Here is a 14,943-nt window from a genome sequence, read left to right on the forward strand (position 1 = left end):
GGAGGGGGCCGCGACCCCCGCCGCAGAAAGCGAGTACGGCGGTGCCCTCGAACGCCGCGGCCACTCGTCCGACAGCCTCCGGGTCGCCGCTCAGGTAGCGCCGTGGGGCGCTGCCCGCTCCGGGAGGAGCGCTGATGGTCGAGCCGTCGACCATGACGATGCCGCGTCCGCGGCAGGCTCCGCCGATGTCGATACGGAGGGCCCGATCGGGGCTGATGGCGTTCGCCTCCACGTAGGCACCGCGGAAGGTGTGCCCGAGAACCTCGTGCGTGACGTCCTCCGCCGCGTGCGGTGGGCAGATCGACAGGACCAAGTCGCTGACGGTCGAGGCCGCCCCGAGTGACTCTTCCGCCCCCGGGCCGGCCTTGCGGGCCCGCTCGACGTCGGCGGAACCACGGCCGGTGGGGACGTGGAGCGCCACGGCCCCGGCACGGCGGGCGACGGAAGAGAGCTCCGCGGTACGAGGAGGATCCGCCGGGCGCGGGGTGTCGCGGTGCGACCCCGTTCCGTGACCCCGCTTCCTCCTCCTGACCCGCCGTTCAGTCGGCGGCACGTCACATCAGGACGCACGTAACCCTCTCGTGGCCCAAGCATCATTCACGCGTTCCCCTTTGGGGGGCCGGCGTTCGCTGTGTTTTAGCTGTAAGACGTTTACGCTTTACCGTCCTTTGGGCGTTGGGTCCCCACTGCGCAGCCGGTCGTCATCAGGGTGTGCGCACCTTCTGTCCCCCCGCGTACGCAGCACTTCTCCTATACCTGCGAGGGTCAAAGAGCCATGCGAGCGTTCCTCACCACCAAGACCGCCAGGCGCGCACTGCGTCCGATCGCCGACCTCATCGATCAGCGCATCGAACGCCAGATCCGCCGCTCCATCGGGGACGGATCCGAAGGCGGACTCCAGCGCGAGCTGTCGGCGCTGCGCAATCGTCAGCGCCCCCTCGAACTATTGCTCGACGGGACGGGTCGCGGCGTGTCGCGCATGCCGGCCCAGGTCCATCTCGACCGCGCCATCGAGGAGTTGGCGCAGGTGAGCGGGGACAGGGGCGGCGCCGAGCGGAACATCGCCCAGGCGTTCCGGCTGCTCATCGCTCTGGAGGCGCTCGGGGTCGGCCGGATCGCCGGCGGCACCATGAACATCTGCGGCAAGCTCTCCGCCGTCCCGCTGCTCGACCCGCCGAACGACGAGATCCTCGAAATCGGCACCCTGTACGGGATGTTCGGCGCGGCCCTGATCCGGATGATGGAGCGCGCGGGACGCGACTCGCGTCTGACGATCGTCGACCCGCTCGCGGGCCTCCAGTTGCAGCCCGGCACCACCGAGGGAGCCGACCCGACGGGCACTCCCGTGCGCGGCGCCGCGGTGCGCGCCAATCTGGCGCTGGTCGGCGCGGCCGGTGCGGCGGCCCGCGTCCAGCAGGGCTTCTCCGAGGACCCCGAGGTGCGCGCCCTGGTCTCCGACCGTTCCTACGGGGTGATCATCGTCGACGGTGACCACTCCGCCTCCGGTGTCGCCGCGGACCTGGAGTGGGCCGAGCGGATCGTCGCGCCCGGCGGGATCGTCGTACTCGACGACTTCGGGCACCCCAAGTGGCCCGGAATCAAGGAGGCCTTCGACAAGCACATGGCGACCGACACACGGCTGACGTTCCTCGGGCAGGTGGCGAACTCGGGGTATCTGCGCGCGAGCGCGTAGATGGGCCGGTGCATCGGGGTCGACCTGGTGCGCCGCGGCGACCGGGTCGCCCTGCTGGCACGCCGGCGCGACCGGCTGGTCGACGCGGCGAAGGAGGCGGGCCCGGACGCGCTCACCGTCGCCTGTGACGTGACCGACGAGTCGTCCTGCCGGGCGGCGGCCGAGGAGGCCGCCGCCGGGCTGGGCGGCATCGACGCCCTCGTCTGCGCCACCGGCATCGGCCCCCTCGCGCCGGTCGAGAAACTCGACGCCGACGCCTGGCGCCGCGCCATGGACACCCATGTGATCGGCGCGGCGCTGGTCACGAGCGCCGCGCTCCCGCATCTGACGAAGTCGGGGGGAGTCGCCGCCTGCCTGTCCTCCATCGGCGGCGCGGCCATCTGACGGGCTCCCTGCTCGACGTGGACGAGTTCCTCCGGGTCCTCGACGTCGTACTGGGCTGCGGCGGCGCCGTCCCGGAGGTGACCGTGACGCCGCGTCCGCCTGTCCGGGCGCCCCAGGGGGAGGGCTGAGGGGTCAACGGCCCAGCGCCGCGCCCCCGTTGATGTGCAGCAGCTGCCCCGTCAGGTACGCCGCCTCCGGTGACGCCACGTACCGGACGGCGGCGGCGATCTCGGAGGGCTGACCCGGCTTGCCGGTCAGGGTCTGGCCGACCCGGGAGGCGATGAACTCCGGCGTCGCGCGGGCGCCGAAGAACTCCGTGTCGCCGACGAAACCGGGGGCGACCGCGTTCACGGTGATGCCCTCGGGGCCGACGCGCTGCGCGAGAGCGTAGGTGTACGTGTTGACCCAGGCCTTGGAGCCGCCGTACGAGCCGGGCCCGCGCAGCGAGGCGATGGAGGAGAGCTGCACGATACGGCCGCCGGGGCGGCGCATGTGGGGGAGCAGGGCCTCGGTGAGCAGGACCGCGGTCAGCACATTGGCGTCGAAGTTGTCGCGGTAGCTGTCCGCGATGGAGGCGAGCGTGCCGTCGGGTTCGCGGGCCGCGTTGCCGCCCGCGTTGGCCACCAGCACGTCCACCGGGGTCTCGTCCGCCGTGATGAACTCCCTTACCCGATCCACCTGTTCGGGGTCGGCGAGGTCCGCCGCGCACCAGCTCGCAGTCGACTCGCCGTACTGGCTGTTCAGGGCGTCGGCCGCCTTGCGCAGGATGTCCTCGCGGCGGCCGAGGAGCACCACATGGTCCCCGTCCGCGGCGAACGCCTCCGCTGTCGCCAGGCCGATCCCGGTACCGCCGCCGGACACCACCACACGTCGCTGAGCCATGGCCATCCCGTCCTCGGATGTGAATATCGGTCATGTGGGCGTACGGGCTGCGACGCTACGGAGGCCCCGCGGGGACGTCAAGTGAGTTGTGGGCGCGGCTCACAGGGGCGACTGCCAGGTGACCGTCGTACCCGCGCCGCCTTCGGAGCCGCCGCCTTCCGGTCCGTCACCTTCCAAGCCGCCACCCCCCGAATCGCCGTCCCGCGCATGGCCGTTCCCCGAATCGCCGTCGTCGAAGACCGTCAGGCGGACCCCGGGGCGTCTGTCGGGGAGGGTCGCCGTCGCGTCGACCGTGATCTCGACGCGGGAGACACCGGCGCGGCGGGAGGCGGCGGCCAGGGCGCGGCGCAGCGCGGTGAGCAGCCGGCCGGCGACGGGCTCCACGAGACGGTTGTCCACCGCGCCGGTGAACCGGGTGGACGGCTGGAAACCCAGCACCGCGGCCGCGCCCGCCGCCTCGCGCAGGACCTTGCCGCGGAAGGTGGTGGGGGCGTCGGCCGGCGGCTGCTGGAGCGCGAAGATCGCCGTGCGGACCTCCTGGATGGTGGACTGGAGTTCGTCGACGGCACGGCCGAGGGTCGCGTGCGTGTCGTCGTCCGCGCCGGCGCTCCTGCGTTGTGTGGACTCCAGCATCATGCCGGTCGCGAACAGCCGTTGGACGACGAGGTCGTGCAGGTCGCGGGCGATCCGGTCGCGGTCCTCGTAGACCGCGAGCCGCTCCCTGCTGTGCTGGGCCTCGGCGTGGACCAGCGCAAGCGCGGCCTGTGAGGCGAACTGGGTGGCGAGCAGCCGTTGCACCGCGGTGTACGGACGGCCGCCGCGCCGGCGGGGGAGGGCGAGCGTGCCGATGAGACGGCCGCCCGCCTGGAGCGGCAGCATCATGCTCGGCCCGAACCGGTGCCGTACGTGCGTGGTCATCCGCGGTTCGGTCGCCGAGTCGTCGATGAACACCGGTTCACCACCGAGGAGTTGTTCGAGTACGGGGCTGCCCGGCTCGATCAGGGCGCCGACGACGTCACCCAGGTCGTCGAGCGTGGAGGCGGTCACGATCTTCATGCCGCCGTCCTCGGTGGGCCGGAGGATGACGCCGGCCGAGGCCTCGGCGAGGAGCCGGGCCCGTTCGGCGACGGTCATCAGCGCGTCGGCGGCGCTCTCGCCGCTGAGCAGCGCGGTGGTGACGGCCGCCGCGCCCTCGATCCAGCGTTCGCGCTGCCGCGCCGTCTCGTACAGCCGGGCGTTGCCGATCGCGATGCCGGCCTGGGTCGCCAGGACCCGTACGAGTTGCTCGTCCTCGTCCGTGAACGGGGTTTCGCGCCTGCCCGCGAGGCGCAGATCGCCGAACACCTCGCCGTAGACGTGGATCGGCACGACCAGCTCCGGCGGCACGACCGGCACGACCGGCTCGGGCGGCTCGGGCGGCTCGGGTGACTCGGGCGGCTCGGGCGGCTCGGGCGGCCCGGGAGGGTGGGCAAGGTCGGCAGGATCGGGCCGTTTTGCCGTGCGGATCTCCGTGAGCCCGTCCCGTGCCGGATCGGTCATGTCCAGCGCCGCGTACCGGGCCTCCGTGAGCTCGGCGGCGGCGTCCACGATGTGCTGGAGCGTGGCCCGCAGTTCGAGGTCGGTGCCGACGCTGAGGACGGCTTCCAGGAGCGACGGCAGGCGGGGGACCGGATCGTGCATACCGGGGACTTTCCGGGGCCCGGCCGTCAGAGCGCCAGAGGGTCCAGCATCAGCGGCTCGATCTTGCCCTCCAGCATGTAGCCCAGGCCCTGCACCGCGCACACGTCGGGACGCTCGGCGATGTGCACCGGCATGCCCGTCGCCTGCCGCAGCATCTGGTCCAGGCCCGGCAGCAGCGCGCTGCCGCCGACCATCATGATGCCGCGGTCGGCGAGGTCGGCCACCAGGTCGGGCGGGCAGGCCCGCAGCACCTTCCCGATCCCGTCCAGTACGGCGGTCAGCGGGGTCTGGATGGCATCGCGCACGGCGGCGGTGTCGACCTGTACGGAACGGGCGAGGCCGGTCGCCACGTCCCGCCCGTGGATCTCCGTGGACGCCGGACCGTGCGGGGTCAGCCCGTTGCCGGAGAGGGCGAGCTGCAGGGGCCGTACCGACTGCGAAGGAAGCATCAGCTCGTGCTGGTGGCGCAGGTGCTGCACGATCGCGCGGTCGACGGCCTCGCCGCCCACCGGAATGCGCTCGGCGGTCACGATGGACCCCAGGGACAGCACGGCGACCTGGGTGGCGGCCGCTCCGCACACCATGATCATGGTGGCTTCGGGCTGTTCGACGGGCAGTCCGCACCCGACGGCGGCGGCGATCAGCGTGTCGACCAGCTCGACCCGCCGCGCCCCCAGCCCGACCAGCGTCTCGATCGTGGCGCGCTGCGCCAGCGGGTCCGCGTCGTGCGGGGTGCAGGCCGCGGCGCGCAGCCGGGGCTTGCGGCGCAGGGCGCGGCGGACCTTGTCGCCGAGCAGCTGGCGCAGCATGCGCTGGGCCATCTCGATGTCGACGACCGTGCCGCCGGACACCGGCCGCATGACCCGGATGTAGTCGGGGGTGCGGCCCGTCATCTTCTCGGCGAACTCGCCGACCGCGATCAGCGCGCCGGTCTTGGTGTTGATCGCGGCGACACTCGGCTGGTCGACGACCAGGCCCGCGCCCTTCACATACACCCGGGTCCGGGCCGCGCCCAGGTCGACGGCGAAGTGACAGCGGCGCAACCGCTCGAGACTGGCGGTCATGGCAGGTCCTCCCGAGAGCAGACCGTGGGGCTCCGCCGGGTGGCGGTCCTTAATCGCATCGTGGACGGGCGCCGGACCAGGCGCCTTTTGTGGGGGGCCGGGCGGGTGCCGCTGGATGGGTGGTCATGTCCGGACGCCGGATGGGTGGTCTTGTCCGGATGAGTGATCTCGGCGCCCTGGCGGAAACCCGCCAGGGCAGCTTCTCGCCAGGTTCCGTCAACTCCCGTGCACCACCGGCCCCCCGAGACTCTTCGCAGCACCGGAGCCACCACGTGCCGACGAGGAGAGGTCATCGATGACCAGAGGACCAGTCAGACGGGGGGCGGCTCTGCTGTCCGCCGGGCTCGTGCTCGCCGTACTGCCCATGGGGCGGGCGGGCGCGGCCGGGGCAGCCGCCCCGGCCCCGACGCGAACCGCTTCCGTCACCCACACCGTCACTCTCGTCACCGGCGACAAGGTGACCGTCACCGACCTCGGCGCCGGCAAGAAGACGGTCACGGTCGAGCGGCCCCGGGGGGCCACGGGGGCGGTCCGCACCCAGGTGACGAACGGCGCCGTGACCGTCGTGCCGGACGAGGCACTGCCCTATCTGCGGGCGGGCACCCTCGACCGGCGGCTGTTCGACGTGAGCGAGCTGATACGTCAGGGGCTCACCGACCGGAAGACGGCCGAGCTGCCGCTGATCGTGACCTACGGGAAGGGGGCCCGCTCGGCCACTTTGCGCGGGGCCGAGCAGAAGCGCGCGCTGCCCAGCATCCGGGGCGCCGCCGTCTCCGCCGACAAGGGGCGCACCTTCTGGCAGTCCCTCACCCGGCAGGGCGGGACGGTCGACAAGGTCTGGCTCGACGGGCGCGTGCACGCCGACCTGGCCGAGAGCAACGCCCAGATCGGTACGCCGCAGGCCTGGGAGGCCGGGCTCACCGGGAAGGGCGTCACGGTCGCCGTGCTCGACACGGGGGTGGACGCCGACCATCCCGACCTGGCCGGACGGATCTCCGTCAGCAAGAGCTTCATCGACGGTCAGGAGGTCGCCGACCGCAACGGGCACGGTACGCACACGACGTCCACGGTCGGCGGCAGCGGCGCCGCCTCCGACGGCAAGGAGCGGGGTGTCGCGCCCGACGCGACGCTCGCCGTCGGCAAGGTCCTCAGTGACCAGGGCTCGGGCAGCGACTCGCAGATCATCGCGGGCATGGAGTGGGCCGCGCGGGACGTGCACGCCAAGGTGATCTCCATGAGCCTCGGCTCGACCGAGGCGAGTGACGGCACGGACCCCATGGCGCAGGCGGTGAACACGCTGTCCAAGGAGACCGGCGCGCTCTTCGTCGTCGCCGCGGGCAACACCGGCGCCCCCTCCTCCATCGGCTCCCCCGGCGCCGCCGACGCCGCGCTGACCGTCGGCGCGGTGGACTCCGCCGACCAGGCCGCCTACTTCACCAGCGCAGGACCGCGCTACGGCGACAACGCCCTCAAGCCCGACCTCTCCGCACCCGGCGTCGACATCCTCGCCGCCCGCTCCCAGCTCGTCGCCGGCAGCGGCTACTACACCTCCATGAGCGGTACGTCGATGGCGACGCCGCATGTCGCCGGTGTGGCCGCCCTGCTCGCCCAGGAGCACCCCGACTGGACCGGCGCCCAGCTCAAGGACGCCCTGATGTCGACGTCGAAGCAACTCGACGCGTCCGCCTATGTGCTGGGCTCGGGCCGGGTGAGCGTGCCGGACGCGGTCGACGCGAAGGTCACCGCCACCGGGAGCGCCGATCTCGGCTTCTACAGCTGGCCGTACGAGGCGAACCAGCCCGTCACGAAGACCGTCACCTACACCAACTCCTCCGACACGGCAATTGAGTTGAGCCTCGCCGTGCGGGGCGCCGCCGACGGGGTGGCCACCCTCGCCGACTCCGCGCTCACCGTGCCCGCGCACGGCAGCGCGTCGACGACCGTGACGGGCGACGGCTCGAAGGCGCCCGTGGGCGACACCTCCGGGCAGATCGTCGCGTCCGTCGGCGGCACGCCCGTCGCGCACACCGTGTTCGGGCTGGTCAAGGAGGAGGAGCGGTACACGCTCACCGTCCACGTCAAGGACCGCGCGGGCGAGCCGACCGCCGCCTACCTCGCGGTGCAGCAACTCGCGGGGGGCGTGGACCCGTTCCCGGCCTCGGTCGACGACTCCGGCACCCTGAAACTCCGGCTCGAGCCGGGGGCGTACAGCCTGACCTCCTTCCTCGACGTGCATGGCAGCCACGGCGCCGACTCGCTCGGGCTCGGCTTCCTCGCCGCGCCCGAGATCACCCTCGACCGTGACCGCGAGGTCACCCTCGACGGACGGCAGCTGAGGGAGATCAGGGCCGAGGTGGAGCGGCGGACCGAGACCCGGCAGCTGCTCATGGAGTACGACAGGAGCGCGGGCGGCTCCGACCAGTTCGGCGCCGTCCAGGTGCCCGTGAAGTACGACAGCATCTTCGCCGCGCCGACCGCGAAGGTCACCCAGGGCACCTTCGAGTACCGGACCGTGTGGCGGCTGGGGAAGCCGTTGCTGGAGGTGAAGGGCGTCGGCGAGGCCGTCGCCCAGCCGGGCGCGACCCTGATCGAGGGCCGTAGCAAGCTGCCGCTGGTGGACGTCGGGACCGGACCGTTCACCGGGGTCAGCGGCAAGGCCGTGCTCGCGACACTCGCCGACGGTGTCGAGCCCACCGCCCTCGCCCAGGCGGCCCAGGACGCGGGCGCCAAGGCGCTGTTCGTCACCGACGGCGCCGCCGGGCGCCTCAACGCCTGGTTCGGCACGGACGACTACGCCGACCGGCCGCTGCAGGTCGCCACGGTGAACGCGGCGGACGCGGCACGGCTGCGGGCCGCCGGGCGTGTGGACATGACCGGGACGCGCAACACGCCGTACGTCTACGACCTCTCGGAAGGGCACGAGGGGGCCATTCCGCGCGGCGACCTCACGTACGAACCGGGCGCGCGTGAACTCGCCGTGCTGGGCACCAGGTTCCACGCGGTCAAGCCCGTCTCCGGCAGCGAGTTCCGCTACTCGGTCACCGACGCCTTCCCCATCGGGATCGGCTTCCAGGAGCGGATCGACTACCCGGCCGAGCGGACCGACTACGTCTCCACGGGCACCGGACAGACGTGGATGGAGTCCGTGAACCTCGGGGCGGGCGCGCTGGAGGAGCGCAGTGGGCTCGTCCACTACCGCGGGGGCTCGCACGCGACGCTGAACTGGTTCAAGCCGGTCTGGCACGCGTGGCTCGGCACCGGGCTCGGCTGGGGACAGGAGCGCGCGGGCAACCAGATCCAGTTCAACACGCCCGGCTGGGGCGACTCCGGGCCCGACCACACGGGCTTCGGCGACGTGTGGAGCGACGACACCGGGATGACCCAGTTCACGTCCGTGTATCAGGACGGCACCCTGGTCGACCAGCGAAAGAGCTCCGGCGCGTACGTGTGGGACGCGCCCGCCGACGAGCACACCTACAAGGTCGTCACGGACACCACTCTCGACCCCGACCGCTGGACCCTGTCCACCAAGGGCCACTCCGAGTGGACCCTCCGCTCGGCGGCCACGCCCGCGGACCGCTGGACGTTCCTGCCGCTCATCAACCTCGGCTACGACATCGACACCGACCTCGCGGGCGCGGTGCGCGGCGGCCGGGTGCCGGTGGGGATCCACGCCGAGTACGTGAAGGGCGCGCCCGGCACCGGGACCATCGGGGGCGGGAAGCTGGAGGTGTCCTACGACGACGGCAAGTCGTGGCGGACGGTCCCGCTGTCGGGCGGTGGCGGCGCGGCGTCCTGGAAGGGGACGTTGAGCGTGCCGCGCGGCGCGGAGTTCATCTCCCTGCGGGCCTCCGCACGGGACGACCGGGGCGGCTCGGTGAGCCAGGAGGTCATCCGGGCGGTGGGGGTGCGATAGCCCGTCCCCTTTGAACGGGCGGCGCCGGTTCCCCTTGGGAGGGGGGAGCCGGCGCCGCCGCTTCACTCCGGTCCAGTGCGCCGGGTGGCCCGCTCAGCGCTCCGCGTGCTCCACGACGGGCACGCTCAGCGCTCCGCGTGCTCCACGATGCCCCGGACCACGCCCAGCTCCACCAAGTCCTGTGGGCGTATGCGGAGTTGGTCCGCCGTGGCGCGCACCTCGCTCGCCGGGCGCTTGAGGATCGCGGCCGCGAGCTCCGGCGCGATGACGGAGAAGTAACTGTCCGGCGTGGCCCAGGTGTTGCCGGGCGCGGCCAGCGCGAGCGCGCCGCCCGAGCCGCCCTCGCCGATCACCAGGGTGGTGACGGGCGTACGGGCGGTGGCCACCGCGGCGAACAGGTCCGCGATCGCCGAGCCCGCGCCCTGCCGCTCGGCCTGAGCGTCGTTGGCGGCGCCCGGGGTGTCCACCAGCGTCAGTACGGGGACGCCGAGCCGGCCGGCGAGCCTGATCAGCCGGGCGGCGGTGCGGTATCCGGCGGGGCGGGTCGCGGTCCCGCACTGGGCGGCGTACGCCACGGTCCGCCCCGCGGGTCCGGAACCGAACCCGCACAGCATGCCGTCGTCGCTGCCGCCGCAACGGTCGCCGCTGATCGCGGCGCGGCGCGAGAAGTAGGCGTCCAGGTAGGCGGCGGCCCGGGGGCGTTCGGGGGAGCGGGCGTGCCGGACGGCGTCCCAGCCGGTGGCGGGGAGGCCGGGGGCGCCGAGGGCGGCCGGCGCAGGGACGGGCTCGACCTGGGGCTCGGACCTGGACTCGGGCTCGACCTCGTCCCCGGCTTCGGCCGCGGGAGCGGTGAGCAGGGCCAGCCACAGTGCCAGCGTCCCCCGCAGCTCCTCCTCCCGTACGACGGCGTCCACCGCGCCCGCCGCCACCTGGGCCTCGGCCGTGTACGCCGCCGGGTCCGCGTCGGGCGGGCGGACCCGGGATCCTGCGAAGCCGACCTGGGCGCGGGGCAGCGCCAGGGTCACGTCGGCGCCCGCACCCAGCGTCGCCCAGCCGCCGCCCGTCGTCGGATCCCGCAGCACGGCGATCTGCGGCAGCCCCGCCTCCCGGGCGAGCGCCGACTGCCGTGCCACGCGCTGGAGCTGGGTGAGCGCGAGCATGCCCTCCTGCATCCGGCTGCCGCCCGTCGCGACGAGCGAGACGACGGGCAGGCGGCGCTCACGGGCGTGGGTGTAGGCCGCCTCGACGCGGTCGCCGGTGCGTGCGCCGAGCGAGCCGCCGAGGTAGCCGAACTCGAAGGCGATCAGTACGGCGCGGGTGCCGCCGATGACCGCGGTGCCGCAGACGACGGACTCGTCCTCGCCGGTACGGGTGACGGCGCGGCGGCGCGAGTCGTCGTACCCCTGCCAGGACAAGGGACCATCCGGCTTGAACACCCGCATGGGTACGGGCAGTTCACGGAACTCATCGCTGGCCAGGGCGATGGCCTCGCGGGCGGAGAAGCGCTCAGTCATGCTCAGGGGCCTTTGCGACGGCGTCGGGGAGGGCTCGCTTGAGGATCTTGCCCATGTCGTTGCGCGGCAGCGAGGTGAGGTAGCGCACGGCCCGCGGGCGTTTGTGCGGGGCGAGGCGGCGGGCCACATGGTCGGCCAACTCCTCGGCGGAGGGCGGGGCTTCGGGGTTGGCGGGGACGATCCAGGCCACGATCCGTTCGCCCAGGTCCTCGTCGGGCTCACCGGTGACGGCGGCCTCGCGCACGGCCGGGTGCTCGAGCAGCGCGTTCTCGATCTCCCCGGCGCCGATCTTGTAGCCGCCGCTCTTGATCAGGTCGGTGGCCCTGCGACCGACGATGCGTACCGAGCCGTCGGGGTCGATGACCGCCATGTCGCCGGTGCGGAACCAGCCGTCCTCGGTGAACGCGGCGGCGGTCGCGTCGGGCCGGTTCAGGTACTCGGTGAAGAGGTTCGGCCCCCGGACCTGGATCTCGCCGACGGTCTCGCCGTCGTACGTACCGGTGGGAGTGCCGTCGGCGTCGTACGAGGCGATCGTCGTCCCGTCCTCCTCGACGAGCCGCACGTCGACGCCGGGCAGCGGCACTCCGACGGTGCCGGGCCGGGGTTCCCCGTCCACCCGCACACTGGTGTTCATGAGGGTCTCGGTCATGCCGTACCGCTCGACGACCCGGCGTCCGGTCGCGGCGTTGATCCGCTCGTGGTCGTGCACCGGCAGCGCGGCGGAACCGGACACGAGCAGCCGCGCCCCGCCGAGCGCCTTGGCCAGTTCGGTGTCCTCGGCCAGCGCCTCGGCGAGCCGGTGGTACATCGTCGGCACCCCGAACAGCATCGTCGCGCCCGCGCCCAGCTCCCGCGTCACGCCCTGCGCGCTGAACCTGCCCAGATGCCGCACCGCCGCGCCGCGCCGCAGCGGGCCGAGGATGCCCAGGATCAGCCCGTGCACATGGAAGAGCGGCAGCCCGTGCACGAGCACGTCGTCGCCGGTCCACTGCCAGGCTTCGGCCAGCGCGTCCAGGGTCGAGGCGATGGCGCGCCGCGGGATGACGGCGCCCTTGGGCGGACCGGTGGTGCCGGAGGTGTAGACGACGAGGGCGGGGGCGGAGGGGTCGTCCGGTTCGGCGCCGGGGCGTGCGGGGGCGCCGGGGCCTTCGTGGGTGTCCTGACCGGCCACGCCCGCCTGGACGTCGAGCCGCTCCAACTGGTCGACGGGTGAAGTCAGTTCGACGCCCGGCTCGGCCAGTACCAGCGACGGCGCGCTGTCGGACAGGATGTGCCCCAGTTCGCCCTCCCCCGACTTGGGGTTGAGCGGCACGGCGGGCACCCCGGCGAGCAGCGCGGCGACGACCCCGACGGCGGTCTCCAGGGACGGCGTCGCCCACACGGCGACCCTCTCCCGGCCTTCGAGCCTGGCGGCCAGCTCACCCGCCGAGGCGGCGAGCTCCGCGTACGTCAGGGACCGGTCGCCGAAACGCAGGGCTGGCCGCCGTGCGGTCGAACCGCTGACCAGGGCGGGGAAGAGGGAGGACACGCGGGGTACTCCTTGCCGTTAGGGACCTGCTGGAGGACGTGCTGCCGTGACAGTCAGCACCGTTCCTACACCAGCGCGAGGCAAATCCGCCGCCGCGCTCACTCCGATGACGACCTCGACCCCGTCGGGGCGAGCCGTCGCCGCGTGCCCACCAGCGTGGCGAGGTCCTCGGCGAGGCGGAGTTCGACCGCGTCCAGGGCGACATGTTTCAGCCAGTGCAGCCGGGCCCGGTCGGGGGCGCCTTCGTGGAGGGGTGGCCAGGCGGTGGCCGGGGTGAAGTCGTCGACCACCACCGCGCCGCCCGGAGTCAGCAGCCGGGCCGGGTCGGCCGGGTCGTCGCCGGGCGTCTTGCCGGTGCCGCCACCGTCCAGGACCAGCAGGTCGTACGGGCGGTGCTCCTCGATCCGCCGCCAGGCGCCGTGGATCACCTCGGCCTCGGGCCGGTCGGCGAAGACCTCGGCCGCGACCCGGGCCCGCTCGGCGTCGCGCTCCACGCTGAACAGCCCTACGCCCTCCCGCGCCCCGGACGCCAGCCACGCGAGTCCCACCCCGCGCCCCGTACCCGTCTCACCGATCCGCTCCCGGGCACCGCCCGCCAACGCGTGCAGCAGACGGCTCTGGGACTGCTGGTCCTTCCGGTACGAGACGATGCTCGACACGGGTGTCACTCCGCGCCCGGGACTGGCCGAGGCCGTCGACAGGCTGAAGGTGGGCAGAGTCAGGGTCCACCCTGCGACCCCCCGCGCCGACGGCCGTTATTGCCGCGAAGGCATCGGCCGTGGCTGATTACGCTGGCCCGCCGCGGCGGAACGAGGAGACTGCATGAGCCAGGACTACGACATGGGTGACGAGACCCTGTGGAATCCCTCCAATGGGGCGTCCCGGTTGTTTCTTCGTCAAGTGGCCCTCTTCGAAGCGGAGCTGGAACTCGCGTCGGGTATCGGGCCGATGGTGAACGACGAGAGCCGGATTGACCAGGACGCCTTCGCGGTCTTCGTCGACGCGCTGCTGGCGTGGCATCGAAGAACGAGTCACGCCGTCATGCTGGCCCTCTCCGAGGGCTTCGCCGCCACGGTGCTGGTTCTCGCGGAGCGCGGCGGGGTCGCGGTGGACTGGGCACGGCTCGGTGCCGCTCCGGACGGCCCGTCGGAGAATGTGCGGATCTCGGCTCTCACCGGGATGTCCGCCCCGCCGGAGGGTGGCACCTGGGAGTCACGACTGCGGGAGAAGTCACGGGAGCTGGGCCGCTTCATGCCCCGTTGACCGGGGCGGTACCGGTTCTTCCGCCCCACAGGAGCGATCGTTCTTGAATCGGGAACCATCGTTCGGAAAGCGTGGCGTGGGCCCCGCCGGGGACCGTAGTCTCGGCTCACAGCGTCAGAATTTGACGGGTCAACTGCCGGGAGTGCATGGGTGAGTGCGTCGCTGCCTCCTCTTCACGAGACACTCGCGCGTCTCGACGCGCACCTCGCCGAGCAGGGCCTCGATCGCGGGGAGGTCCTGCTCGGCGAGGGGGAGTTGTCGAGAAGGACGGCCCTGGCCGAGGGAGAGGTCCGGGCGCTCCTCGACGGCACGGGGATCGTCGACTTCAAGGTCGACGACCGCGTCCGCCGACGCGTCCGCGCGCTGTACGGGGCGTATCTCGACGAGAGCGAGGAGGGGTAACGATGAGGCCTTTCCGTACCGCGTGGAAGCGCGCCGCCGTTCTCTTCTCCCGCCGGGCCGACTCCGAGAGGCGTGGCCTCGCCGTCGAGCTCACCCGCGCGCTGAAGAAACGACTCGACGCCCCCGTGGACGTACGGGAGTTGGCCGAGGCCCTCTGTCAGGAGATGAGCCGGCGCCGCGACGACCGCCCCATCCAGCTCCGCTTCGAGCGCTTCCCCGACGAGATCGAAGTCACCGGGCTGTGGATGGAGTTCCACGACTTCGACCTCGTCATCATCGAAGAACGCGCCGAGACGGTGCAGCAACTCGTCATACTCGGCCACGAGTTGTGGCACATGATGGCGGGGCACTCCAACTCCCACCACCACTACGCGGGTGCGGCGGCCGCCGCCGGCGCGCTTTCCGACGACCCCGGCTGGCAGGAGATCGCGCTCACCGTCGCCGCCCGCAACGGCTCGCACGAGGCCGACGAGGCCGAGGCGGAGGACTTCGGCCTGCACCTCGCCAGCGTCTTCCGCTCCTGGGTGACCGGCCCGCGTACGAAGGGCCCCGTCGACCCGGTCGGACAGGCCATCCAGGCCTCCCTGGGTTACCGCGGACCCCAGGACTGACCGGCG

Annotated in this window: 12 protein-coding genes; 6 read left to right on the plus strand and 6 right to left on the minus strand. The window is 72.8% G+C overall.

Annotation, left to right across the window (positions count from 1 at the left end):
• Positions 1-775: 775 nt before the first annotated feature.
• On the plus strand, positions 776-1,693 hold the full coding sequence (locus ACIQTP_RS03640) for a class I SAM-dependent methyltransferase (protein WP_403395839.1): 918 nt from the start codon (positions 776-778) through the stop codon (positions 1,691-1,693).
• A complete protein-coding gene (locus ACIQTP_RS03645; RefSeq protein ID WP_403395841.1) occupies positions 1,694-2,077 on the plus strand; it encodes an SDR family oxidoreductase in 384 nt (127 codons plus the stop codon). It begins immediately after the preceding gene.
• 132 nt (positions 2,078-2,209) lie between these two features.
• Here ACIQTP_RS03645 and ACIQTP_RS03650 read toward each other — a convergent pair whose 3' ends face one another.
• The 3 genes from ACIQTP_RS03650 to ACIQTP_RS03660 all read right to left on the minus strand — a co-directional run bounded on the left by ACIQTP_RS03650 (position 2,210) and on the right by ACIQTP_RS03660 (position 5,703).
• On the minus strand, positions 2,210-2,959 hold the full coding sequence (locus tag ACIQTP_RS03650) for an SDR family NAD(P)-dependent oxidoreductase (RefSeq protein WP_403395843.1): 750 nt from the start codon (positions 2,957-2,959) through the stop codon (positions 2,210-2,212).
• 99 nt (positions 2,960-3,058) lie between these two features.
• Positions 3,059-4,639, minus strand: coding sequence for a GAF domain-containing protein (locus tag ACIQTP_RS03655; protein ID WP_403395844.1), 1,581 nt, complete (start codon positions 4,637-4,639; stop codon positions 3,059-3,061).
• Between the two features lie 26 nt (positions 4,640-4,665).
• A complete protein-coding gene (locus ACIQTP_RS03660; RefSeq protein WP_403395846.1) occupies positions 4,666-5,703 on the minus strand; it encodes a rod shape-determining protein in 1,038 nt (345 codons plus the stop codon).
• A 295-nt stretch (positions 5,704-5,998) separates the two neighbouring features.
• Here ACIQTP_RS03660 and ACIQTP_RS03665 point away from each other — a divergent pair, with 295 nt between their 5' ends.
• Complete coding sequence (locus tag ACIQTP_RS03665; protein WP_403395848.1) at positions 5,999-9,619, plus strand: S8 family serine peptidase; 3,621 nt, start codon at positions 5,999-6,001, stop codon at positions 9,617-9,619.
• A 125-nt stretch (positions 9,620-9,744) separates the two neighbouring features.
• On the opposite strand, the gene ACIQTP_RS03670 is transcribed toward ACIQTP_RS03665, so the two are convergent.
• From ACIQTP_RS03670 to ACIQTP_RS03680, 3 genes are all read right to left on the minus strand, one after another.
• Complete coding sequence (locus tag ACIQTP_RS03670; RefSeq protein WP_403395850.1) at positions 9,745-11,133, minus strand: carboxyl transferase domain-containing protein; 1,389 nt, start codon at positions 11,131-11,133, stop codon at positions 9,745-9,747.
• A complete protein-coding gene (locus ACIQTP_RS03675) occupies positions 11,126-12,661 on the minus strand; it encodes an acyl-CoA synthetase (RefSeq protein WP_403395853.1) in 1,536 nt (511 codons plus the stop codon). Before ACIQTP_RS03675 ends, ACIQTP_RS03670 begins: the two co-directional genes overlap by 8 nt.
• A 98-nt stretch (positions 12,662-12,759) precedes the next feature.
• A complete protein-coding gene (locus ACIQTP_RS03680) occupies positions 12,760-13,320 on the minus strand; it encodes an O-methyltransferase (protein WP_403395855.1) in 561 nt (186 codons plus the stop codon).
• A 163-nt stretch (positions 13,321-13,483) separates the two neighbouring features.
• Between ACIQTP_RS03680 and ACIQTP_RS03685 the strand changes: the two genes are divergently transcribed.
• The 3 genes from ACIQTP_RS03685 (at position 13,484) to ACIQTP_RS03695 (ending at position 14,937) form a co-directional block, all read left to right on the plus strand.
• Positions 13,484-13,924, plus strand: a complete 441-nt coding sequence (locus ACIQTP_RS03685; RefSeq protein WP_403395857.1) for a DUF6086 family protein — start codon at positions 13,484-13,486, stop codon at positions 13,922-13,924.
• A 150-nt stretch (positions 13,925-14,074) separates the two neighbouring features.
• Complete coding sequence (locus tag ACIQTP_RS03690; protein WP_403395859.1) at positions 14,075-14,326, plus strand: hypothetical protein; 252 nt, start codon at positions 14,075-14,077, stop codon at positions 14,324-14,326.
• Positions 14,327-14,328: 2 nt separating this feature from the next.
• Complete coding sequence (locus ACIQTP_RS03695; RefSeq protein WP_403395861.1) at positions 14,329-14,937, plus strand: toxin-antitoxin system, toxin component family protein; 609 nt, start codon at positions 14,329-14,331, stop codon at positions 14,935-14,937.
• Positions 14,938-14,943: the final 6 nt, after the last annotated feature.

Origin of the sequence: Streptomyces sp. NPDC090798 (assembly GCF_044768965.1) — a bacterium.
Classification (GTDB): domain Bacteria; phylum Actinomycetota; class Actinomycetes; order Streptomycetales; family Streptomycetaceae; genus Streptomyces.

Bases quoted from the DNA above. Each gene is read 5' to 3' on its own strand.
- ACIQTP_RS03695 (WP_403395861.1), top strand. From the start codon at position 14,329: ATGAGGCCTTTCCGTACCGCGTGGAAGCGCGCCGCCGTTCTCTTCTCC.
- ACIQTP_RS03660 (WP_403395846.1), bottom strand. From the start codon at position 5,703: ATGACCGCCAGTCTCGAGCGGTTGCGCCGCTGTCACTTCGCCGTCGAC.
- ACIQTP_RS03685 (WP_403395857.1), top strand. From the start codon at position 13,484: ATGAGCCAGGACTACGACATGGGTGACGAGACCCTGTGGAATCCCTCC.
- ACIQTP_RS03655 (WP_403395844.1), bottom strand. From the start codon at position 4,639: ATGCACGATCCGGTCCCCCGCCTGCCGTCGCTCCTGGAAGCCGTCCTC.
- ACIQTP_RS03645 (WP_403395841.1), top strand. From the start codon at position 1,694: ATGGGCCGGTGCATCGGGGTCGACCTGGTGCGCCGCGGCGACCGGGTC.
- ACIQTP_RS03665 (WP_403395848.1), top strand. From the start codon at position 5,999: ATGACCAGAGGACCAGTCAGACGGGGGGCGGCTCTGCTGTCCGCCGGG.
- ACIQTP_RS03650 (WP_403395843.1), bottom strand. From the start codon at position 2,959: ATGGCTCAGCGACGTGTGGTGGTGTCCGGCGGCGGTACCGGGATCGGC.
- ACIQTP_RS03670 (WP_403395850.1), bottom strand. From the start codon at position 11,133: ATGACTGAGCGCTTCTCCGCCCGCGAGGCCATCGCCCTGGCCAGCGAT.
- ACIQTP_RS03640 (WP_403395839.1), top strand. From the start codon at position 776: ATGCGAGCGTTCCTCACCACCAAGACCGCCAGGCGCGCACTGCGTCCG.